Here is a 21,715-nt window from a genome sequence, read left to right on the forward strand (position 1 = left end):
GTCAGCTCCGGTCCTCGGGGACGGGCAGCAGGGGCCGGCGGTCGGCCGCCGTGCAGTGGCCCGCGGCGTGCGCGTCGAGTTCGGCGGCGAAGGTGGTGAACGCGCTGCGGACCAGGCGGACCGTGCCGTCGGGGTGGTGGCAGGCGCCGCGGCCCTCGACGAGTCCGGCCCAGCGGGCGACGTCCCGGCGGCTGGTGCCCTGCGGGCCGGGTGCGGCCAGCGTGCGGAACGCGGCGGCGATCCGGGGCAGGCCGTTGAGGCAGGGGCCGCACTGTCCGGCCGATTCGAGCGCGAGGTAGCGCAGCACGTCGGCCGTGTCGGCGAGGCCGCAGCGGTCGGCGGGCAGCGCGATGAGGACGCCCGCTCCCAGGTCGGCGGTCAGGGTGCGGGTCGCGGCCTCGGCGGCCGTGAGCCAGGTGCCGTGGTAGCCGCCGAGGAGCACCGCGCCGACGCCGTCCAGCGGGAGCAGCCGGTGCAGCGGCATCCCGAACGGCGCCTCCACGACCCGTACCTCCCGGCCCGGCGCGTACACCGTGCACAGGGCGCTGCCCGGCTCGGTCGGCGTGCCCTGCGAACGGAACCAGTCGGCGCCGTAGCGGGCGATCAGGGCGAGGTGCGCGAGGGTCTCGACGTTCTGGACGAGGGTCGGGGCCCGGCGCACACCCTGTTCGCGGACCGGAGGGTGCTGGTCGCGGGGCAGTGCGGCCTGCCCGGAGATGTACTGGGCGAGGGCCGATGACTGACCGGAGAGGAAGCGCTTCGGGACTCGTACGATGCGCACGGGCAGCGGGTCGCGGCGCTCGGTGAGTGCCGTTTCCAGCGGGGTCGCGCCGTCCTCGACGGCGAGGTACGCCTCCCCCGCGCCGACCGCCTCGGCCGCCAACTGGAGCCCGTCCAGCACGAGATGGGGCGAGAGCCGCAGCAGCGTCTTGTCCTTGTGGCTGGCGGGCTCGCCCTCGGCGCCGTTCCCCACGACGACCGGGGCGCGGCCGGTGCGGCGGCCCGCCTCGGCGACGGCGACCAGTTTCCGGTACGTGGGGAAGGCGGCGCCGCCGCGACCCGTGAGGCCGGACTCGGCGAGGGTGCGCAGCAGGTGCGCCGGGTTGCCGTACGACACCGGGCCGTAGCGCTGCTGGTGTGTGGTGTGGCCGGCCGGGGCGCCGCCGGGGGCGAGCAGACGGGGTGGCATGTAGATGTCCGTGAAGGTCATGGTCATGATCGGGTTCCCGCCGTCGTGCGACGAAGTTCGGCTGTGGGTTCGGCTGCGTGCACGGCTGTGTGCTCGGCTGTGTGGAGGAGGGCGGCCGGGGTGCGCCTCGACGCGCAGGTCGCTTGGGCCACGCGGATGCCGAAGGCCGTGAGTACGGCGGTCACGCAGGAGACGGTCAGCCACAGCATCCAGGTGGCGCCGTTGTCCGTGCCGATGCCGATGCCGTGGACGAGGGCGACCGGCCAGGAGGCGTACGCCAGCCAGTGGACGGTGCGCCAGGTGCGGAGGCCGATCCTGGCCCGTAGCAGGCTGGTCACCAGCACCGCGAGCATCAGGTCCAGGGCTACCGTGCCCAGGCCCAGCCAGAGGGGCTGGTAGTCGGAGACGAAGGGGACGAGGACGTCGAGGACGGTGATGTTGACGTAGCCGTCCACTATCGCGGCTGTGATGTGCAGGGCGAGGAAGGCTGTGGCGGAGAGGGAGAGGGTGCGGTGGAGGGAGACCGTGCCGAACCTTGGGAGTCCGGGGAGTCTGCCTCTCAGCCGTACGGTGATGCCCAGCAGGACTACGAGGGTGAACAGGACGAGGCAGACCGCGCCTGTGGCTCTGTTGGCGTACCAGAGGATTGCGGAGTCGGTCATGCTGCGGCCCTGGTGGTGGTTGCGGTCGAGGGTGTTTCGCCCCCTCCGCCCCTACCCGTCCCGTACCTGGGGGCTCCGCCCCCAGACCCCCGTATCGGCCTGACGGCCTCGTCCTCAAACGCCGGACGGGCTGGGATTCCCGGGCCCGGCTCGGAAGTCGACGTGGGCCAGCCCGGTGTCGTGAGTACCGTGCCGTCGTTCGCCACCAGCCTTGCCGGTAGGGCGAGTCGGGTCAGCCAGCGTTCCGCGCCCGCGCCCTTCACCAGGGCCGCCGTGCTGGCCGCGTTGGCGTCCGCGCAGGTCGCCGCCGCTACGGAGACGGTGCGCCAGGGAGTCTGGGCGGGCAGGCCGGTGTACGGGTCGATGATGTGGTGGAGGTCCTGGGCTCCTCGGCGCCAGCGGCGGGCCGTGGTGCCGGAGGTCGCGAGGCCGCCGCCTCGGATGGAGACCATGTCGGACGAGCCACGGGCGGGGATCTCGTCGACCGGGCCCGTAGCGTCCTGGACGCGGATGCGCCAGCCGCCGTGCGGAGGGCGGCCCGCGACGGCCGTGTCGCCGCCCAGGCTCACCAGGACTCCGCAGCCCGCCGCCTCCGCGAGCATCGTCGCGGCCCTGTCGGCGGCCCAGGCCTTCGCGGTTGCGCCCAGGTCGAGGCGGACGCCGGCCGGGACGGTGACCGTGCCGGTCGTACGGTCCAGCGTCACCAGGCGCCAGCCCGGGACCGGGCGCACGGTGAGCCGGACGGGGCGGCCGTCCTCCTGGATCAGCTGGAAGTCGCGGTCGTAGCCGAGGGCGTTCATCGCCGAGCCGACCGTCGGATCGACGGCGCCGTCCGTCGCCTCGGCGGCGCGCAGCGCGACGGCCAGGGCCTCCGCGAGCAGCGGGCTGACCTTGACCGGACGGCCGTCGGTGCCGTCGAGCGCGGCCAGCTCCGAGTCCTGGCGGAAACGGCTGCAGGTGGCGTCGACCTCGGCGAGGTGCCGGGCGAGCAGCAGGTTGCACGAGTCCAGCAGAGCCGGATCGGTGGTGACCAGACGGACGCTCGTGCCGAGGGCGCGCCAGTCGGCGGCGCCGGTCATGACGCCCCCGATGAGGAGTCGGCCGAGTCGCCGCTGCCGGAGGACGTGGGGTTGTCGGACGGCGACTGGAGGGTCGAGTCCGAGGAGGAAGAAGACGGGGAAGACGAAGACGAGTCCGACGTGGATGAAGACGAAGTGTCCGAGGACGAGCTCGACGAGGAATCCGTGGTGCCGGTCGCCGCCGTGTCCGTGTTCGCGTCCGCCTGCATCGTGCCGATCAGGGCGAACATCCCGGCCGCCGCGGCCAGTGTCACCGCCGCTGCCGCGGCCGCCGTACGTCGTGTCCCTCTGCGGACCGCCGCGGCGGCCCCCCGCTCGCTGCCTGTCATGGCTGCTCCCCTCCGAATGACGCTCTGTCACGTCCTACGGTCGGGGAGCAGCCTGAGAGAAGTCTGTGAGGAATCCATACGCCCCGGAAGAAGTCTCTGAGAGACGCATTTAATTTCAGACTTCAAGCACCGCTGTTGTGCCGGTTACGCCGTCAGGCGGGCGATCGCCTCGTCCACCGTCAGCTCCTCGCGCTCGCCGGTACGGCGGTCCTTGAGCTCCACGACGCCCTCGGCCGAGCGCCGTCCGGCGACCAGGATCTGCGGTACGCCGATGAGTTCGGCGTCCGTGAACTTCACGCCCGGCGAGACGCCGGCCCGGTCGTCGACCAGGACACGTACGCCCGCGGCGCCGAGCTTCTCGGAGACGTCGAGGGCCAGTTCGGTCTGGAGCGCCTTGCCCGCCGCGACGACATGCACGTCGGCCGGGGCGACCTCCTTGGGCCAGCACAGGCCCTGTCCGTCCGCCGACTGCTCGGCGAGTGCCGCGACCGCACGGGAGACGCCGATGCCGTACGAACCCATCGTCACGCGCACGGGCTTGCCCTGCTGGCCGAGGACGTCGAGCTGGAAGGTGTCGGCGTACTTGCGGCCGAGCTGGAAGATGTGGCCGATCTCGATGGCGCGGTCCAGCTTGAGGCCGGTGCCGCAGGACGGGCAGGGGTCGCCCTCCTGGACCACGACGACGTCGAAGTAGTCGTCGACCTCGAAGTCACGGCCGGCGACGACGTTCTTCGCGTGGGTGTCGGCCTTGTTCGCGCCGGTGATCCAGGCCGTGCCGGGGGCCACCCGCGGGTCGGCGATGTAGCGGACCTTCTCCAGGCCCTGCGGGCCCACGTAACCGCGTACGAGATCGTCGCGGCCCTCGAAGTCCTCGGCCGTCACCAGTTCCACGACGGCCGGCGCGAGGTGCTCGCCCAGCTTGCCGAGGTCGACCTCGCGGTCGCCGGGGACGCCGACGGCGACGATCTCGCCGTCGACCTTGACCAGGAGGTTCTTGAGGGTCGCGGAGGCCGGGACGCCGAGGTGGGCGGCCAGGGTCTCGATGGTCGGGGTGTCGGGGGTGTCCAGCTCCTCGACCGGGCCGTGCTCCTCGGTGACGGGCGTCAGCTTGAAGGTGACGGCCTCCGTGTTCGCCGCGTAGTCGCAGGCGGGGCAGTCCACGAAGGTGTCCTCGCCCGCGGCCGCCGGGGCCAGGAACTCCTCCGACGCCGAGCCGCCCATCGCGCCCGAGACGGCGGAGACGATGCGGTAGTCGAGGCCGAGGCGCGCGAAGATCTTCTGGTAGGCGGCGCGGTGGAGGGCGTACGACTCCGCGAGGCCCTCGTCCGTGGTGTCGAAGGAGTAGGAGTCCTTCATCTGGAACTCGCGGCCGCGCAGCACGCCGGAGCGCGGGCGGGCCTCGTCCCGGTACTTCGTCTGGATCTGGTAGAGCATGACCGGCAGGTCCTTGTACGACGACGCCTGGTCCTTCACCAGGAGGGTGAAGATCTCCTCGTGGGTCGGACCGAGCAGGTACTCGGAGCCCTTGCGGTCCTTGAGGCGGAAGAGCAGGTCGCCGTACTCTTCCCAGCGGCCGGAGGCCTCGTACGGCTCCTTGGGCAGCAGGGCGGGGAGGAGGACCTCCTGCGCGCCGATGGCGTCCATCTCCTCCCGGACGACCCGGGAGACGTTGTCGAGGACCTTCTTGCCCAGCGGCAGCCAGGACCAGATGCCCGCGGCGGTACGGCGCACATAGCCGGCGCGGACCAGCAGCTTGTGACTGAGCGTCTCCGCGTCCGCCGGGTCGTCACGCAGTGTCTTGACCATCAAACGGGACATGCGCTGGACCTGGGCCATGATTCTTGACTCCTGCTGCTCAAGGGTGATGGCAAGGAGGTTAGCCGGGGGCCCGCCGTCCCCGGAAATCCGTTTCTCCGTCAGCGGTGCCTGAGGGGCAGCAGGGCGCCCATCACGGCGTACGGCTTCGGCGCGCTCGGGAAGAGAACCTGCCTGGCCAGATCCTCGTATCCCAGCGAGCGGTACAGGCCGCGGGCCGGGCTGTCCGTGTCGATGGCGGAGAGGATCGAGCGGGGTTCGGCGACGTCGTCCGTGATGGCGGTGATCAGGGCGCGGCCGACGCCCCGGTTCTGGTAGCGCGGGTGGACGTGCAGTTCGGTGATCACGAAGGATTCGTCGAGCCAGCCGTCGTGGCCGCGGGCGCGCAGATACGGCTCGACGACGGTGGACCACCAGTGCGTACGGTCGTTCGGCATGCCGTAGACGAAGCCGACGAGCCGTCCGTCGACGGTGGTGGCGCCGAGCGCGCGGGCTCCCGGGTAGCTCAGGTGCCGCAGCACGATCTGGCGGCGTACGGCGATCTCGTCGGCGCCGAGACCGAAGGCGAGGGCCTGCACGGCGAGCGCCTCGTCGACACGGGCGGCGAGATCCAGCGGGCCGATGACCACGTCGTCGGGGGTGCGGGGGCCCTGACCGGGGAAGCGCAGCATGCCGGGGAGACTACCCGGGCGCTTCGCCGGATGGTGCGGGGGACGGCCCCGCGCCCCTGTGGGGCACGGCTAGAAAAGGACGCTCATGAAAGCGCCGACCTCTTGGAAGCCGACTCTGCGGTACGTCGCCCGGGCGGCCGTGTTGAAGTCGTTGACGTAGAGACTGACGAGGGGTGCCACGTCCGCGAGTGCGTAGCGCAGGACCGCCGCCATGCCTGGGGCAGCCAGGCCCTGCCCCCGGTACTCGGGGGCGATCCAGACGCCCTGGATCTGGCAGGCCTGCGTGGTGGCGGCGCCGATCTCGGCCTTGAAGACGACCTTGCCGTTCTGGTCGAGGCGGGCGAACGAGCGTCCGGAGCCGACGAGTTCGGCCACACGTGCCTGGTAGAGCAGCCCGCCGTCACCGGCGAGCGGCGAGACGCCGACCTCCTCGGTGAACATCGCCACGCACGCCGGCATGATCGTTTCCATCTCGTCCTTGCGGATGCGGCGGACGTACGGATCCGGGGTGATGTCGGTGGGGAGCCGGTCGGTGACCATCAGGGGCTGGTGTGTGCGGACCTCGCGGGCGGGGCCCCAGCTCGGTTCGAGGAGTCGCCACAGCTGGGCGGTGACCTCGGCGGGGCCGACGATCGAGGAGCAGCGGCGGCCTGCCCTGCGGGCGCGGTCCGCGAAGCCGCGGATGGCTCGGGGGGTGGCGCAGATCGGGACCAGGTTGGCGCCTGCGTAGCAGAGGGACCGGAGCATGCCGTCCTCGTACCAGCCCCACATCTCGCCGCCGAGGCGCCAGGGGTCGAGGCCGGCGACCTGGACCCTGGAAGCCACGAAAGCGTTCGTGACCGGCTCGCGGTCGAGGACGGCGAGCGCGGCGTCCAGGTCACTCGGTTCGAGGACCCTGGTGGTGGTCTGGGTCAACACGTGCGGGGGCCTCACCATACGCGGTCTGCTGATCTCCGCACTGTACCTGGCGAGATTGAGCGGCGCCGCCCGGTTGGGGTGGGGAGGTTTTCGCCCCCTCCGCCCCTGCCCGTCCCGTGCCTGGGGGCTGCGCCCCCAGACCCCCCTGTCGCGCTGACGCGCTCGTCCTCAAACGCCGGACGGGCTGAAAGATCTGCCGCAGGGGCGAAGGATCTGCCTGCCAGGGCGAATGATTTCAGCTCCGGCCGGGGAAAATTTCAGCCCCTCCGGCGTTTGAGGAGCGGGGTCTGGGGCGGAGCCCCAGGAACAAGGGACGGGCAGGGGCGGAGGGGGCGAGAAAACTCAGCCCGCCACCGACACCGACGGCTCCCCAGAAGCGACCCCGTCCGCCTCCATCTGCTCCGCAAGCTTGAGTGCCTCCTCGATGAGGGTCTCCACGATTTTCGACTCGGGGACCGTCTTGATGACCTCACCCTTGACGAAGATCTGGCCCTTGCCGTTGCCGGAGGCGACGCCGAGGTCGGCCTCGCGGGCCTCGCCCGGGCCGTTGACGACGCAGCCCATGACGGCGACGCGCAGCGGGACCTCCATGCCGTCGAGGCCGGCGGTGACTTCCTCGGCGAGCTTGTAGACGTCGACCTGGGCACGCCCGCAGGACGGGCAGGAGACGATCTCCAGGCGGCGCTGCTTGAGGTTCAGCGACTCCAGGATCTGCATGCCGACCTTGATCTCCTCGACGGGCGGGGCCGACAGGGAGACGCGGATCGTGTCGCCGATACCCTCGCTCAGCAGCGCGCCGAACGCCACCGCCGACTTGATCGTGCCCTGGAAGGCGGGCCCGGCCTCCGTGACACCGAGGTGAAGGGGGTAGTCGCAGGCGGCCGAGAGCTGCCGGTAGGCGTTGACCATGACCACCGGGTCGTTGTGCTTGACCGAGATCTTGATGTCCCGGAAGTCGTGCTCCTCGAAGAGGGACGCCTCCCACAGGGCGGACTCGACGAGCGCCTCGGGCGTCGCCTTGCCGTACTTCTGGAGCAGTCGCCTGTCGAGCGAGCCCGCGTTGACGCCGATCCGGATCGGGGTGCCGGTGTCCTTCGCGGCCCGCGCGATCTCCTTGACCTGGTCGTCGAACTGCTTGATGTTGCCGGGGTTCACACGCACCGCCGCGCAGCCGGCGTTGATCGCCGCGAAGACGTACTTCGGCTGGAAGTGGATGTCCGCGATGACCGGGATCTGGGACTTCTTGGCGATGACCGCGAGGGCGTCGGCGTCGTCCTGGGTCGGGCAGGCGACTCGTACGATCTGGCAGCCGGAGGCGGTCAGCTCGGCGATCTGCTGAAGCGTGGCGCCGATGTCCGACGTACGTGTCGTCGTCATCGACTGCACCGAGACGGGTGCGTCTCCGCCCACGGCCACGCTTCCGACCTGGATCTGCCGCGTCTTGCGGCGCTCGGCCAGCTTGGTCGGAACGGACGGCATGCCGAGAGAAATCGCAGTCATCTGCTGTGCAACCCCAAGTTGTGGATCAAGGTCCCGGAATCGTGGGCTCCAGGCTTCGAGATTACGGCACGGGCGCAGGCCCGAGCACATCCCGCTCGTAAACGCACTCATCAGTGGGCGGCCGGGCAGTCAGTCTGCCCGGCCGCCGCGAACACTGGCTTACTAGGAGATTCTCACCGGGTTAACCACGTCGGCGATCAGCACCAGAATCGTGAAGCAGATGAAGATGCTGGCCACCACATAGGCGACGGGCATCAGCTTGGCCACGTCGAACGGGCCCGGGTCGGGCCGCCTCAGCACCTTCGCCAGGTTCCGGCGCAGCGACTCCCACAGCGCACCCGCGATGTGCCCGCCGTCGAGCGGGAGCAGCGGGAGCATGTTGAAGAGGAACAGCGAGAGGTTGAAGCCGGCCACCAGGAACAGCATCATCGCGACCTGCTGGGAGGCCGGGATGTCGAGGGTGAACACGTCGCCGCCGATGCGGGCCGCGCCGACCACGCCCATCGGGGAGTCGTCCTCGCGCGGGCCGTCGCCGAAGGCCGCGTCCCACAGGGCGGGGACCTTGCTCGGCAGGGCGATCAACGACTCGACGCCGTTCTGCATCATGTCGCCCATGCGGTCCACGGACTGCCCGAAGGACTGCTCGACGATGCCGGAGGCAGGCGTGAAGCCGAGGAAGCCGGCAGACACGTACTGGCCCTCGACATAGCCGCCGTTGCCGTCGGTCTTGCTGACCTGGTTCTCGATCAGGTGGGCGGTGAGGTCGACCTGCTCGCCCTTGCGCTCGACGGTGAGGGTGACGGTCTTACCGGGGTTGTCGCGGATGTCGGTCTGGAGGGTCGACCAGTCCTCGACGGCCTTGCCGTTGAACGCGACGATCTTGTCGCCGCCCAGCAGGCCGGCGGCCTTGGCAGGCGCGGCCTCGTCACCGGTCTCGCACTTCGTCCGGTTCTCGCTCCCCTGGATGACGCAGTCGGAGACCTTGCCGACCGTGGTGGTCTGGGTCTGGATGCCGAACGTCATCATCACGCCGAGGAAGATCGCGACGGCCAGGATGAGGTTCATGAAGGGGCCCGCGAACATCACGATCACGCGCTTCCACGGCTTGCGCGTGTAGAAGAGGCGGCTCTCGTCGCCGGGCTTGAGCTCCTCGAAGGCGGCCGATCTGGCGTCCTCGATCATGCCGCGGAACGGAGAGGTCGAGCGGGCCTCGATCCTGCCGTCCGGGCCTGGCGGGAACATGCCGATCATGCGGATGTAGCCGCCGAGCGGGACCGCCTTGATGCCGTACTCGGTGTCGCCCTTCTTGCGTGACCAGATGGTCGGGCCGAAGCCGACCATGTACTGCGGCACGCGGATGCCGAAGAGCTTGGCCGTCGACAGATGTCCCAGCTCGTGCCACGCGATCGAGATGAGCAGGCCGACCACGAAGACGACTATGCCGAGGATCATCATCAAGGTCGTCATGCACGAGCCTCCGCGGTTGTCGCCTGTGGCGTCTGTTTCGTCTGTGCCGTCAGTTCACGGGCCCGGGCGCGCGCCCAGGTCTCCGCTTCGAGGACGTCCGCGACCGTCAGGGAAGTTCCCGTATCCGGTGTGCCGTGTTCCTCGACCACTCGTGTGACAGTCTCCATGATCCCGAGGTACGGCAGCCCGCCGTTCAGGAACGCGTCCACGCACTCCTCGTTGGCGGCATTGAACACCGCCGGGGCCGTACCCGCGAGCTGCCCGACGTGCCGGGCGAGGGCCACCGACGGGAACGCCTCGGTGTCGAGCGGGTAGAACTCCCAGCTCGACGCCTTGGTCCAGTCGAAGGCGGGCGCCGCGTCGGGCACGCGCTCGGGCCAGCCGAGCCCGATGGCGATGGGCCCGCGCATGTCGGGGGGCGTCGCCTGGGCGATCGTCGATCCGTCGGTGAACTCAACCATCGAGTGGACATACGACTGCGGGTGCACGACCACCTCAATCCGTTCGAAGGGAATGTCGTAGAGGAGGTGCGCCTCGATGACTTCCAGCCCCTTGTTGACAAGGGTCGCGGAGTTGATGGTGATGACCGGTCCCATGGCCCAGGTGGGGTGGGCGAGAGCGGCCTCGGGGGTGACGTCGGCCAGTTCGGATTTCGTACGTCCCCGGAAGGGGCCCCCGGAAGCGGTCACGACGAGTTTGCGTACGTCTGCCCGGGTGCCCGAGGCGAGGGCCTGGAACAGGGCGGCGTGCTCGGAGTCGACCGGGATGATCTGGCCCGGCTTGGCCAGCGCCTTCACCAGCGGGCCGCCGACGATGAGCGACTCCTTGTTGGCGAGCGCGAGGGTGCGGCCCGCCTCCAGGGCGGCGAGGGTGGGCGCGAGGCCGATGGATCCGGTGATTCCGTTCAGCACGGTGTGGCAGGCGGAGGCGGCCAGCTGAGTGGCCGCGGTCGGCCCGGCGAGGATCTCGGGAAGGGCCTCACCAGGGGCGTACCGCGCGGCGAGCGCCTCCTTCAGTGCCGGCACGACGTCCGCGCGTGCTACGGCGACCGCCTCGACGCGCAGTCGGTGCGCCTGCTCGGCGAGCAGTCCGACCCGTCCGCCGGCGGCGGAGAGCGCGGTGACCCGGAACCGGTCGGGGTTGCGCAGCACGAGGTCGATGGCCTGGGTGCCGATCGAGCCGGTGGATCCGAGGATCACGACATCCCGGACTCCGTCCACGGGGTCGAAGACAAGATGCGGATCAGCGAGGGGGGCTGGACTGTCGCTCATTCCCCCATTGTGGCCGCAATGCGTCCCGCACAGGACAGTGCGCCCCTCTTCCGGTCCCATTAGCACCCCCGCGTCCTGGAGGAACGGAAATCACCCTTTGTGAAGCCAGCGTGAAGATCGTGTGATAGCACTGCACCACCGGTCGGTGGACGACCGACCGGTGGAGAACACCTTGGGGGGATTCTCATGCGGATACGCGCTGCCCTGCCCGCTCTCGCGGGCGCCGTGGCACTGACGGGCACGTTTCTCAGCACTCCGGCTCAGGCCGCCGGCGGCATCACCATCCACCGCGCCTACTTCGACAGTCCGGGCTCGGACACGGGCTCGAACGCCAGTCTCAACGGCGAGTGGGTGCAGCTCAAGAACACCAGCTCCGCGGCGATCTCGGTCAACGGCTGGATCCTGAAGGACATCGCGAACCACAGGTTCACCTTCCCCAACGTCAAGATCGGGGCGGGCAAGACCGTCATCGTGCACACCGGCAAGGGCACGGCCACGTCGGCGCACAGATACCAGAACCGCCGCGCCTACGTCTGGAACAACACGAGCGACACCGCCACGCTCACCAAGGCGAACGGCAGCAAGGTCGACTCGTGCTCGTGGACGACGCGGGATCCCAGCAGCAAGTACTGCTGACCCGCCCTCACCGCCTGCGGCGGCGCCTGGCCTTCGACTTCGCGGGCCGGGCGCCGCTCCGCGCGGGTGCCCCTTCCGTGGGTTCGGGAGCGGCGTCGGCCGGGGCGAAGGAACCCTCGACGACTCCCTCGGCCGTGTCCAGCGTGGGCGCGGTGAAGTGAAGTCCGTCGGTCGGCCCACGCCTGGTCTCGGCGGCCGGGGCGGCGGCGTCGAGGTTGAAGACGTAGCCGACGGACTCCTCCTTGATGGCCTCGGTCATCGCGCCGTACATGTCGAAGCCCTCGCGCTCGTACTCGACGATGGGCTCCCGGCCCAGCGTCCAGCGCAGGCCGATGCCGTCGCGGAGGTAGTCCATCTCGTAGAGGTGCTCGCGCCATTTGCGGTCGAGGACGGAGAGGACGACCAGGCGTTCCAGGTCGCGCAGGGCCTCGGCGCCGAGCTCGGCCTCGCGGTCCTCGTAGCGGGCGTGGATGTCCTCCGTGACCGAGTCGAGCAGGTCGTCGGCGGTAAGGTTCGCGCGGTCGCCCGCCACGTCCTCCAGGTCCTCGATGGTGATCCGTACGGGGTAGAGCTGTTTGAAGGCGCTCCACAGCCTCTCCAGGTCCCATTCCTCGGCGAAGCCCTCGCTCGTCTCCTGCCCGACGTACGCGCGGACGGTGTCGTCCATGAAGTGCAGGATCTGTTCGCGCAGGTCCTCCCCCGCGAGGACCCGGCGGCGCTCGGCGTAGATGAGGGTGCGCTGCCTGTTGAGGACCTCGTCGAACTTCAGGACGTCCTTGCGGGACTCGAAGTGCTGCTGCTCCAGCTGGGCCTGGGCGGAGGCGATGGCGCGGGTGACCATCTTGTTCTCGATGGGTACGTCGTCGGGGACGTTCGCCATGGACATCACTCGGTCGACCACGTTGGCGCGGAACAGCCGCATCAGGTCGTCCTGGAGCGAGAGGTAGAAGCGGGAGGCTCCCGGGTCGCCCTGACGGCCCGAGCGGCCGCGCAGCTGGTTGTCGATGCGGCGGGACTCGTGGCGTTCGGTGCCCAGGACGTAGAGGCCGCCCAGTTCCTTGACCTCCTCGTGTTCGGTGGCGGCCGAGGAGGTGATGCGGTCCAGGACCCTCTGCTGGTCCTCGGGGTCCGTGTCCTCGCCGGACTCGGCGAGCGCCATGGCCTCCGGGTTGCCGCCGAGCATGATGTCGGTGCCGCGGCCCGCCATGTTGGTGGCAACGGTGACCGCGCCCTTGCGTCCGGCCTGCGCGACGATCTGCGCCTCGCGCTGGTGGTTCTTGGCGTTGAGGACCTCGTGCCGGATGCCCTTCCTGCGCAGCCGCGCGGAGAGCTCCTCGGACTTCTCGACCGAGGTGGTGCCCACCAGGACGGGCTGGCCCGCCTCGTGCTTCTCGGCGATGTCGGCGAGGATCGCGGCGTACTTCGCCTCCTCGGTGCGGTAGATCTGGTCGGGGTCGTCGACGCGGACCATCGGCCGGTTGGTGGGGATCGGGACGACCTGCAGCTTGTAGATCTGGTGGAACTCGGCCGCCTCGGTCATGGCGGTGCCGGTCATGCCGGCGAGCTTCTCGTACAGGCGGAAGAAGTTCTGCAGGGTGATCGTGGCGAGCGTCTGGTTCTCGTCCTTGATCGTCACGCCTTCCTTGGCCTCGATGGCCTGGTGCAGCCCCTCGTTGTAGCGGCGGCCCGCGAGGATGCGCCCGGTGTGCTCGTCGACGATCAGTACCTCGCCGTCCACGAGGACGTAGTCCTTGTCCTTCTTGAAGTGCTCCTTGGCCTTCAGGGCGTTACTGAGGTGCCCGATGAGCGGGGTGTGGTCGGACTCGTAGAGGCTGTCGATGCCCAACTGGTCCTGGAGGTACTCCACTCCGCGGTCCAGGATCGACACGGTGCGCTTCTTGGGGTCGTACTCGTAGTCGTACTGGGTCCGCAGCTCGGCGAGGCGGTCCTTGTCCGTCGGCGTGGTGAACTGCTCCTCCTGCACCAGGACGCCCGTCATCCGCAGGGCGAACTTGGCGAAGGACTCGTACCAGTGCGTGGGCTGGTCGGCCGGTCCTGAGATGATCAGCGGGGTGCGGGCCTCGTCGATGAGGATCGAGTCGGCCTCGTCGACGATCGCGAAGTGGTGGCCGCGCTGGACGAGTTCGTCCCTCGACCAGGCCATGTTGTCGCGCAGGTAGTCGAATCCGAACTCGGTGTTGGTGCCGTACGTGATGTCGCAGGCGTACTGGGCGCGACGCTCGGCCGGTGTCGACTGCGACTTGATGACACCGACGGTCAGGCCGAGGAAGCGGTACGCGCGGCCCATCCACTCGGCGTCGCGCTCGGCCAGGTAGTCGTTGACCGTGACGAGGTGAACTCCCTTGCCGGTCAAGGCGTTCAGGTACACGGGAAGCGTGCCGACCAGGGTCTTGCCCTCACCTGTCTGCATCTCGGCGATGTTGCCGAGGTGGAGCGCCGCGCCGCCCATGATCTGGACGTCGAAGTGCCGCATGCCGAGGGTGCGCCGCGCGGCCTCGCGCATCGCGGCGAAGGCTTCCGGCAGCAGGTCGTCGAGGCTCTCGCCGTCGGCGTACCGGTCCTTGAACTCCGGTGTGAGCGCCTGGAGTTCCTCGTCGGCCAGTTCCTTGAAGTCCTCTTCCAAGGAACCGACCTGTTGGGCGATGCGCTCCAGACGGCGCAACATCCTGCCCTCGCCGGCCCGCATGATCCTGCCGGTGATGGCGTCAAGGCCCTTGGCTGGCATGGGAATTCCCCCACAACTGAGCGGCGTCCATGAGCACCCCTGTCCAGTGGTGGGCCCACCGGAGAATGCGGACGCCCGTTCGCCATTCCACTCATTTCATTGTTGGCGCACAGTTACGGTGCGGCAAGCGGTGGAATGACGGACGGGACTGCTGTGCGCTCCTGGGGAAAAGGTCAGCGAATGGGTCGGTGAAGGTTTTTCTTCTTGCTCTCCCCGGGTGTCGCGTCGGCGATCCAGGGACCCTCGCCCGACGGGTCGATGATGCCCTGCTCCAGCCACTCGTACGTGCCCGACAGGACGCCCTTGACCACCTTGCGGTCGAGGTCGTCGGTGTTGGTCCACAGCCGGCCGAAGAGTTCGTCGACGCGGATGCGGGACTGGCGGCAGAAGGCGTCGGCGAGTTGGTAGGCCTCGCGGCCGTGCTCCCCTGTGGTGCGCAGGAGTTCGGCGCGCACGCAGGCCGCGCTCATCGCGAAGAGCTCGGCGCCGATGTCGACGATCCGGCCCAGGAAGCCCTGCTTGGTCTCCATGCGGCCCTGCCAGCGGGACATGGCGTAGAAGGTGGAGCGGGCGAGCTTGCGGGCGCTGCGTTCGACGTAGCGGAGGTGCGGGGAGAGGTCGACCTCCTGGTTGAACTCGGCGTACGCGCGCGGGAGTTGGCCTTGTCCCGCGACCAGCTTCGGCAGCCACTTGGCGTAGAAGACACCGGCGTTGGCGCCCGCCTTCGCCTTGTCGGAGAGGGACTTGTCGGGGTCGATGAGGTCACCGGCGACCGAGAGGTGGGCGTCGACGGCCTCGCGGGCGATCAGCAGATGCATGATCTCCGTGGAGCCCTCGAAGATGCGGTTGATGCGGAGGTCGCGCAGGACCTGCTCGGCCGGTACCGCCCGCTCCCCTCGCGCCGCCAGTGAATCGGCCGTCTCGAAGCCGCGGCCGCCGCGGATCTGGACCAGTTCGTCGGCCATCAGGCACGCCATCTCGGAGCCGTAGAGCTTGGCGAGGGCGGCCTCGATGCGGATGTCGTTGCGGTCCTCGTCGGCCATCTGGGAGGACAGGTCGAGGACGGCCTCCAGCGCGAAGGTCGTCGCCGCGATGAAGGAGATCTTCGCGCCGACCGCCTCGTGGAAGGCAACCGGCTTGCCCCACTGCTCGCGCGCCGCCGACCACTCACGGGCGATCTTCAGACACCACTTCCCGGCGCCCACGCACATCGCGGGGAGGGAGAGACGGCCGGTGTTCAGGGTGGTGAGCGCGATCTTCAGGCCCGAGCCCTCCGGGCCGATGCGGTTCGCGGCGGGCACCCGGACCTGGTGGAAGCGCGTGACGCCGTTCTCCAGGCCGCGCAGGCCCATGAAGGCGTTGCGGTTCTCGACGGTGACGCCCTCCGAGGCCGCCTCGACCACGAACGCCGTGATGCCGCCCTTGTGCCCCTCGGACTTCGGCACCCGCGCCATCACGACGAGGAGGTCCGCGACGACGCCGTTGGTCGTCCAGAGCTTCACTCCGTCGAGGATGTAGTCGTCGCCGTCCGGCACCGCACTGGTCGCCAGGCGCGCCGGGTCGGAGCCGACGTCCGGTTCGGTCAGCAGGAACGCCGAGATGTCGGTGCGCGCGCAGCGCGGCAGGAAGGTCTCTTTCTGCTCCTGGGTGCCGAAGAGCTTCAGCGGCTGCGGTACGCCGATCGACTGGTGCGCGGAGAGCAGGGCGCCGAGCGCCGGGTTCGCGGAGCCGACCAGTGCGAGCGACTTGTTGTAGTAGACCTGGGTGAGGCCCAGACCGCCGTACTTCGTGTCGATCTTCATGCCGAAGGCGCCGAGCTCCTTGAGGCCGTTGATGACCTCGTCGGGGATCAGCGCCTCACGCTCGATGAGCGCGGCGTCGATCTTCGTCTCGCAGAAGTCGCGCAGCTTGGCGAGGAACTCCTCGCCTCGCTGCGCGTCCTCGTCGGCCGGCAGGGGGTGGGGATGGATCAGGTCGAGCCGGAAGCGGCCGAGGAACAGCTCCTTGGCGAAGCTGGGCCTGCGCCAGTCCTGTTCGCGCGCTGCCTCGGCGACCTGGCGGGCCTCCCGTTCGGTGACGGTTGGCTGGTGGGGTGTTGCGGACATGAGGGTCACCTCGCCGCGAATCGGGAACAGAATCGGGAACTGCGGTTCGTGCGCCGATCTTGTACGGACTCCTGCGCCGATCCCGTACGCCCCTTTCGCCGATCATTTCGCTGATCTTGGGGCGTACGTTACTGATCGGTGCTACTCGATCGTATGTACCCGATTCCGGGTGACCCCACCAGTCCTCGCGCAGCGTTCGGCCCAACGCGCGCCCCCTCGGGGGTCAGCCGATGTCGACCGAGTACGCCTTCGTGTCGAGCCGTCCGGAGCCGCGGAAGACCTCGGTGCCCGACTCGATTCCGGAGACGTACTTGTCGTTGCTGAGCAGCTTGCGGCGGACCAGGGCCTGGGTGAAGGCGTCGAGGTCGAGCGTGGCCTTGGTGGTGTTGGTGCGGCGGACGAAGGAGAACACCTTCCACCCGATGTCGCCCTGGTAGATGTCCCACATCGCGCCGCCGAGGCTGACGCTGCCGTACTTGGTGCCGAGGGGGCCCGCGCCGCCCTGGCGGTTGAGCCAGATCATGACCTCGTCGGTGGGCTGGTCCTGCCAGTCCGCGGTGCTCTTGGAGTGCAGCCACAGGTCGTAGGCGACGTTCATGGTGCCGGGGTTCGAGCTGACCGAGAACTCCCAGCTGGTCCTGACAGGCTTGCGGTCGCCGACCCGGACGGGCAGCTCGGTGGCCGCCTTGTCGGTCTTCCAGCCCCAGTGCCAGCCGAGCACCGTGCTGGAGTACGACTTGACGTTGTTCTCCTTGCCGGTCTTGCTGGCCCAGGTGTACTCCGTGCCCCAGCCGATGGTGTCGCCGGACCGGGAGGTGTCCCAGACGCACTGGGTGCCGGTGCCGTCGTCCTGACCCCAGAGGTTGTTGTTGACGTAGTACTTGCCCATCGTGACGGTGTCGAAGGCGCCGCACTTCTTGCTGTCCTCGCCCGCCTGGGCGACAGTGACGCCTGCGGCGACGGCGATCGCCACCGAGCTCGCGAGCAGCGCCTTCGCCTTCTTGGACAGACGTGGTCTGCGGTGTTGCATCGGGGGTCCTTCCGGGGGACGGTCTGTGTACGCCCACTCAGTGGCCGCCGCCCGGCCGGAAGGTTGCCGTGCAGGTGCGGGAAACATTGTCGAAGCGCTTCGACAACCTATGGACACCCAACATCCATCGAGCTACTGTCGAGCCACCCTCACTCGCCCTTGTCCGCAACGCGCACTGTCGAAGCGCTTCACACAATGCTTGGAGAGCTGGATGGTCACCCTCGCCGAGGTCGCCCAGCACGCCGGAGTCTCGGCGAGCACGGTGAGCTATGTCCTCAGCGGCAAGCGGTCCATCTCCGTGGGCACCCGGCAACGGGTCGAGCAGAGCATCCAGGAGCTGGGCTACCACCCGAACGCGGGGGCCCGCGCCCTGGCGAGCAACCGGTCCAACATCATCGCGCTGATGATCCCGCTCCGCACCGACATGTACGTGCCGGTGATGATGGAGATCGCCATCGCGGTGGCGACCAACGCCCGCACACACGGGTACGACGTGCTGCTGCTCACCGGCGAGGAGGGTCCCGACGCGGTGCGCCGGGTCACCGGCAGCGGGCTCGCCGACGCCATGATCCTGATGGATGTCGAACTCGACGACGAGCGGATGCCGTTGCTCCGCGAGACGGACCAGCCGTCCGTACTCATCGGACTGCCCGCCGACACCTCCGGACTGACCTGCGTCGACCTCGACTTCGGCGCGACGGGCGCGCTGTGCGCCGAGCACCTCGCGCTCCTCGGTCACCGTGACATCGCTGTCATCGGCGAGGCGCCCGGGGTCTACGAACGGCACACGGGCTTCGCCGAGCGCACGCTCGACGGACTCCGTTCCCGGTCACGGGAGTTGGGCCTGCGCGTGCTGCACCGCCCCTGCGAGGGCGGGTACGACGCGATGGCCCTGACGCTCGCCCGGGTCTTCGACGAGCGTCCCGGCACCACGGGCTTCGTCGTGCAGAACGAGTCGGCGGTCGAGCCGCTGCTCGCACTGCTGCGCCAGCAGGGCCGCGCCGTCCCCGAGGACGTGTCGGTGATCGCGATCTGCCCGGACCAGGTCGCCACCCAGGCCTCGGTACGGCTGACCTCGGTCGCCATCCCCGCGCAGGAGATGGGCCGGTACGCCGTGGAACATCTGGTCGCCAAGCTCGAAGGGCACGGCAAGGACGAAGTCGTGCTGATCGCACCGGAGTTGACGGTCCGGGCGAGCACGGGCCCGGCGCCGGCCACCCCCTGAACCGACCCGTGCCGGTCCGGTGCCGGCCGCTTCCTCAACCGACCAACGCCGGTCCGGTGCCGGCCTTTTCCTGAACCGACCAATGCCGGTCCGGTGCCGGCCGCTTTCCGAACCAACCACCGCACCCAACTTCCCTATGCCTGACGGGTGTTGGGGCACCTCTTTCTGTCCCGGCCGCCAGAGCCGCGCCGGGTCCTTCTCGCCACTCCTTCCTTCAGGAGCACCCCACGTGAATCAGCCTGCCGAGAACCAGCCCCTGCAGGGGGCGGTCAGCCTCGCCCAGTCCTCCCCGACCGTCGGCACGTTCCGCGAGCGGGACGGCGCGCTGGAGTGGAGCGGCCGCACGGAGACCGTACGCGTCGAGCCCTGGGGTCCGGACGCCGTCCGCGTCCGCGCGCGGCTCGGCGGTCCGGTCATCGAGGGCCTCCCGGGCGCGTTGCTCGACGAGCCGCCGGCCACCGAGAGCACGGTAAAGATCGAGTCCGGAGAAGGGCGGTTGACGGTCGGCGCGCTGACCGTGCTCATGTCCGCCGAGGGGCTCATCAGTTTCGTCCGCTCCGAGGACGGCACGGAACTGCTGGCCGAGGAGCGCGCCCACTTCTGGTGGCCGGGTTCGCGCCTCTACACGCCGACCGGCAACGGTCACCATCGCCTGGAGCAGCGGTTCGCCGCGTACGAGGGCGAGAAGCTGTACGGGCTCGGGCAGCACCAGCACGGGCTGTTCGACCAGAAGGGCGCGGTCCTTGACCTGGTGCAGCGGAACGCCGAGGTGACCATCCCGGTGCTCACCTCCAGCCGCGGCTACACCCTCCTGTGGAACTCCCCTGCCATCGGCCGTGTCGAGCTGGCGGGCAACGGCACCCGCTGGGTGGCCGACTCGGCGCGCCAGCTCGACTACTGGATCACGGCGGGCAATCCGGCCGACGCCCAGCGCCGCTACAGCGCGGTGACCGGCCGTACGCCGATGCTGCCGGAGTGGGCGGCAGGATTCTGGCAGTGCAAGCTGCGCTACCGCACCCAGGACGAACTCCTCGGCGTGGCAAGGGAGTACAAGCGCCGGGGCCTGCCCCTCTCGGTCATCGTCTGCGACTTCTTCCACTGGACCCACCTCGGTGACTGGAAGTTCGACCTCACCGAGTGGCCCGACCCGGCGGCGATGCGGGAGGAGCTCGACGCGCTGGGCGTCAAGCTGGTCGTGTCCGTCTGGCCTTCGGTGTCGCCACTCTCCGAGAACCATCAACTCATGGAGCAGCGCGGCTACTTCATCGGCACTCAGTACGGCCCGATGGCGCACGCCGACTGGCCCGACAAGGAGGTCGCCTCCACCGTCCAGGTCGCCTTCTACGATGCGACGAACCCGGAGGCGCGGGACTTCCTGTGGTCGCGGGTGAAGGACAACTACCTTGATCCGTACGGCATCACGGCCTTCTGGCTGGACGCCTGCGAGCCGGAGCTGAAGCCGGGCTTCTCGGAGAACCTGCGCTACTACGCGGGACCGGGCCTGGAGGTGGGCAACCTCTACCCCCGGGAGAACGCCCGCACCTTCTACGAGGGTCTGCTCGCCGCCGGTGAGACCGAGATCGTCTCCCTCAACCGCTCGGCGTGGGCGGGCAGTCAGCGCTACGGCGCCGCCCTGTGGTCCGGCGACATCGGCACGGACTTCGCGACCCTGCGCCGCCAGATAGCGGCCGGCCTCAACACGGCCCTGTCCGGCATCCCTTGGTGGAACACCGACATCGGCGGCTTCCACGGCGGCGACCCGGACGACCCGGCGTTCCGCGAGGTCATGGTCCGCTGGTTCCAGTTCGGCGCCCTGTCCCCGCTGATGCGCCTGCACGGCTTCCGCGACCCGGGCATGCCGCTGGGCCCGGACATGACCGGCGGCCCCAACGAGGTCTGGTCGTACGGCGAGGAGGCCGGCGCCATCCTGGAGAAGTACCTGCGCCTGCGCGAGCGCCTGAAGCCGTACGTCCTGGACGTCATGCGGGAGGCCCACGAGGAGGGGCTGCCGGTGATGCGCCCGCTGTTCCTGGAGTTCCCGGACGACCAGGCCGCCTGGTCGGTGGACGATGCGTACCTCTTCGGCCCCGACCTCCTGGTCGCGCCGGTGCTCACGGCGGGCGCGACGGCCCGTACGGCCTACCTCCCGGCGGGTGCGCGCTGGACGGACGCGTGGACCGGTGAGACGTACGACGGGGGTGCGGCCGTCACCGTCGACGCCCCGCTGGACCGCATCCCGCTGTTCCTGCGGGACGGGGCGCGGCTGCCTGTCGCGGAGTGAACAGACGTGTGCGGCCGGTCCTTCCAGGGGCCGGCCGCACACTCATGCATGGATCAACTGCTGCTGACGGTCAGGTTGTTGGTGGTGAAGTCCAGGCCGCCGGACGAGGAGGTGACCTCGTATCCGAACTGGACGTCGCCGATGGTCTCGTTGCCGAACCAGCCCTTGGTGTCCTTGATCCACTTGAGGATCGGCAGGATCTGCACGGTGCCGGAGGACGAGTCCGAGGTGCGCAGGAACGAGAAGACCTCGTTCGCGCCGTTGTTGCCCTTGTAGACGGTCCAGGTGTGACCGCCCAGCGTGACGTTGCCCTGCGAGGTGCCGAGGGGGCCGACGGCTCCGTTGTAGTTGACCCAGAGCATGATCTCGTAGTCGTAGTCGGTGTCCCAGATGTCGTACGAGGTGTTGTACGCGCCGGAGGACGGGACCGTGACGTTGTAGCTGCTGGAGAGCGAACCCAGCGAGGTGATCGTCTTGTTGATCACCTTCTTGGAGTTGGGGTACGACTTGATGCCGCCGGTGTTGGGGTGGTTGGCCCAGACTCCCCAGTTGGTACCGGAGTTGGCCCAGATGCACTGGGAACCGGCTCCGGAGCCCCAGATGTTGTTGTAGAGCGTGTAGCCGTTCAGTGAGGTGTTGCCCCACTGGTCGCAGGAGCTCCAGACGGCGGCCTGGGCGGGGGCGGCGGCGACGCCTACGGTGACGCCGAGCGCGAGTGCGGGGGCCGTGAGGGCCTTGGCGATCCTGTTCAGTGTGCGACGTGCCATGGGTGTCCCTTCCATGGGTGGGGG

17 protein-coding genes are annotated in these 21,715 nt (G+C 69.3%); 3 read left to right on the top strand and 14 right to left on the bottom strand.

The window, feature by feature from the left end; all coding sequences use genetic code 11:
* Position 1 precedes the first annotated feature (1 nt).
* The 10 genes from OG246_RS41160 to dxr form a co-directional block, all read right to left on the bottom strand.
* The gene (locus tag OG246_RS41160; RefSeq protein WP_266474473.1) at positions 2-1,216 is read right to left on the bottom strand and encodes an NADH-ubiquinone oxidoreductase-F iron-sulfur binding region domain-containing protein; all 1,215 of its coding nucleotides are present in this window, start codon (positions 1,214-1,216) and stop codon (positions 2-4) included.
* A complete protein-coding gene (locus OG246_RS41165) occupies positions 1,213-1,851 on the bottom strand; it encodes a ferric reductase-like transmembrane domain-containing protein (RefSeq protein ID WP_266474475.1) in 639 nt (212 codons plus the stop codon). The genes OG246_RS41160 and OG246_RS41165 overlap by 4 nt, the downstream gene beginning before the upstream one ends.
* Positions 1,848-2,930 carry an FAD:protein FMN transferase gene (locus OG246_RS41170; RefSeq protein ID WP_266474476.1) on the bottom strand — a complete coding sequence of 361 codons (1,083 nt, stop codon included), beginning with the start codon at positions 2,928-2,930 and terminating at the stop codon, positions 1,848-1,850. The genes OG246_RS41165 and OG246_RS41170 overlap by 4 nt, the downstream gene beginning before the upstream one ends.
* Positions 2,927-3,259 carry a hypothetical protein gene (locus OG246_RS41175; RefSeq protein ID WP_266474477.1) on the bottom strand — a complete coding sequence of 111 codons (333 nt, stop codon included), beginning with the start codon at positions 3,257-3,259 and terminating at the stop codon, positions 2,927-2,929. The genes OG246_RS41170 and OG246_RS41175 overlap by 4 nt, the downstream gene beginning before the upstream one ends.
* A gap of 144 nt (positions 3,260-3,403) precedes the next feature.
* The gene (locus tag OG246_RS41180; protein ID WP_266474479.1) at positions 3,404-5,095 is read right to left on the bottom strand and encodes a proline--tRNA ligase; all 1,692 of its coding nucleotides are present in this window, start codon (positions 5,093-5,095) and stop codon (positions 3,404-3,406) included.
* Between the two features lie 80 nt (positions 5,096-5,175).
* Positions 5,176-5,745, bottom strand: a complete 570-nt coding sequence (locus OG246_RS41185; protein WP_266474481.1) for a GNAT family N-acetyltransferase — start codon at positions 5,743-5,745, stop codon at positions 5,176-5,178.
* 69 nt (positions 5,746-5,814) lie between these two features.
* Entirely contained in the window at positions 5,815-6,663 is an 849-nt protein-coding gene (locus OG246_RS41190; protein WP_266474483.1) for a GNAT family N-acetyltransferase, read from the bottom strand.
* A 342-nt stretch (positions 6,664-7,005) separates the two neighbouring features.
* Positions 7,006-8,163 carry a flavodoxin-dependent (E)-4-hydroxy-3-methylbut-2-enyl-diphosphate synthase gene (gene ispG, locus OG246_RS41195; protein WP_266474485.1) on the bottom strand — a complete coding sequence of 386 codons (1,158 nt, stop codon included), beginning with the start codon at positions 8,161-8,163 and terminating at the stop codon, positions 7,006-7,008.
* Between the two features lie 162 nt (positions 8,164-8,325).
* Positions 8,326-9,630, bottom strand: a complete 1,305-nt coding sequence (locus OG246_RS41200; RefSeq protein WP_266474486.1) for an RIP metalloprotease — start codon at positions 9,628-9,630, stop codon at positions 8,326-8,328.
* Positions 9,627-10,901 (bottom strand): 1-deoxy-D-xylulose-5-phosphate reductoisomerase, encoded by a 1,275-nt coding sequence (dxr, locus tag OG246_RS41205; protein ID WP_266474488.1) that lies wholly within the window; start codon positions 10,899-10,901, stop codon positions 9,627-9,629. The genes OG246_RS41200 and dxr overlap by 4 nt, the downstream gene beginning before the upstream one ends.
* A 186-nt stretch (positions 10,902-11,087) precedes the next feature.
* Between dxr and OG246_RS41210 the strand changes: the two genes are divergently transcribed.
* Positions 11,088-11,537, top strand: a complete 450-nt coding sequence (locus OG246_RS41210; RefSeq protein WP_266474490.1) for a lamin tail domain-containing protein — start codon at positions 11,088-11,090, stop codon at positions 11,535-11,537.
* A gap of 7 nt (positions 11,538-11,544) precedes the next feature.
* Here the strand turns inward: OG246_RS41210 and secA are convergent, their stop codons facing one another.
* From secA to OG246_RS41225, 3 genes are all read right to left on the bottom strand, one after another.
* Complete coding sequence (gene secA / locus OG246_RS41215; protein ID WP_266474492.1) at positions 11,545-14,283, bottom strand: preprotein translocase subunit SecA; 2,739 nt, start codon at positions 14,281-14,283, stop codon at positions 11,545-11,547.
* Between the two features lie 173 nt (positions 14,284-14,456).
* Positions 14,457-16,388 (bottom strand): acyl-CoA dehydrogenase family protein, encoded by a 1,932-nt coding sequence (locus tag OG246_RS41220; RefSeq protein WP_266474494.1) that lies wholly within the window; start codon positions 16,386-16,388, stop codon positions 14,457-14,459.
* Between the two features lie 223 nt (positions 16,389-16,611).
* Positions 16,612-17,418, bottom strand: a complete 807-nt coding sequence (locus OG246_RS41225) for an endo-1,4-beta-glucanase (protein WP_266474496.1) — start codon at positions 17,416-17,418, stop codon at positions 16,612-16,614.
* Positions 17,419-17,629: 211 nt separating this feature from the next.
* Between OG246_RS41225 and OG246_RS41230 the strand changes: the two genes are divergently transcribed.
* The gene (locus OG246_RS41230) at positions 17,630-18,643 is read left to right on the top strand and encodes a LacI family DNA-binding transcriptional regulator (protein ID WP_266474497.1); all 1,014 of its coding nucleotides are present in this window, start codon (positions 17,630-17,632) and stop codon (positions 18,641-18,643) included.
* A 229-nt stretch (positions 18,644-18,872) separates the two neighbouring features.
* A complete protein-coding gene (locus tag OG246_RS41235; protein WP_266474498.1) occupies positions 18,873-20,924 on the top strand; it encodes a glycoside hydrolase family 31 protein in 2,052 nt (683 codons plus the stop codon).
* 53 nt (positions 20,925-20,977) lie between these two features.
* Here the strand turns inward: OG246_RS41235 and OG246_RS41240 are convergent, their stop codons facing one another.
* Positions 20,978-21,691 (bottom strand): hypothetical protein, encoded by a 714-nt coding sequence (locus tag OG246_RS41240; protein ID WP_266474500.1) that lies wholly within the window; start codon positions 21,689-21,691, stop codon positions 20,978-20,980.
* Positions 21,692-21,715: the final 24 nt, after the last annotated feature.

The organism is Streptomyces sp. NBC_00620 (assembly GCF_026341825.1).
Lineage (GTDB): Bacteria > Actinomycetota > Actinomycetes > Streptomycetales > Streptomycetaceae > Streptomyces.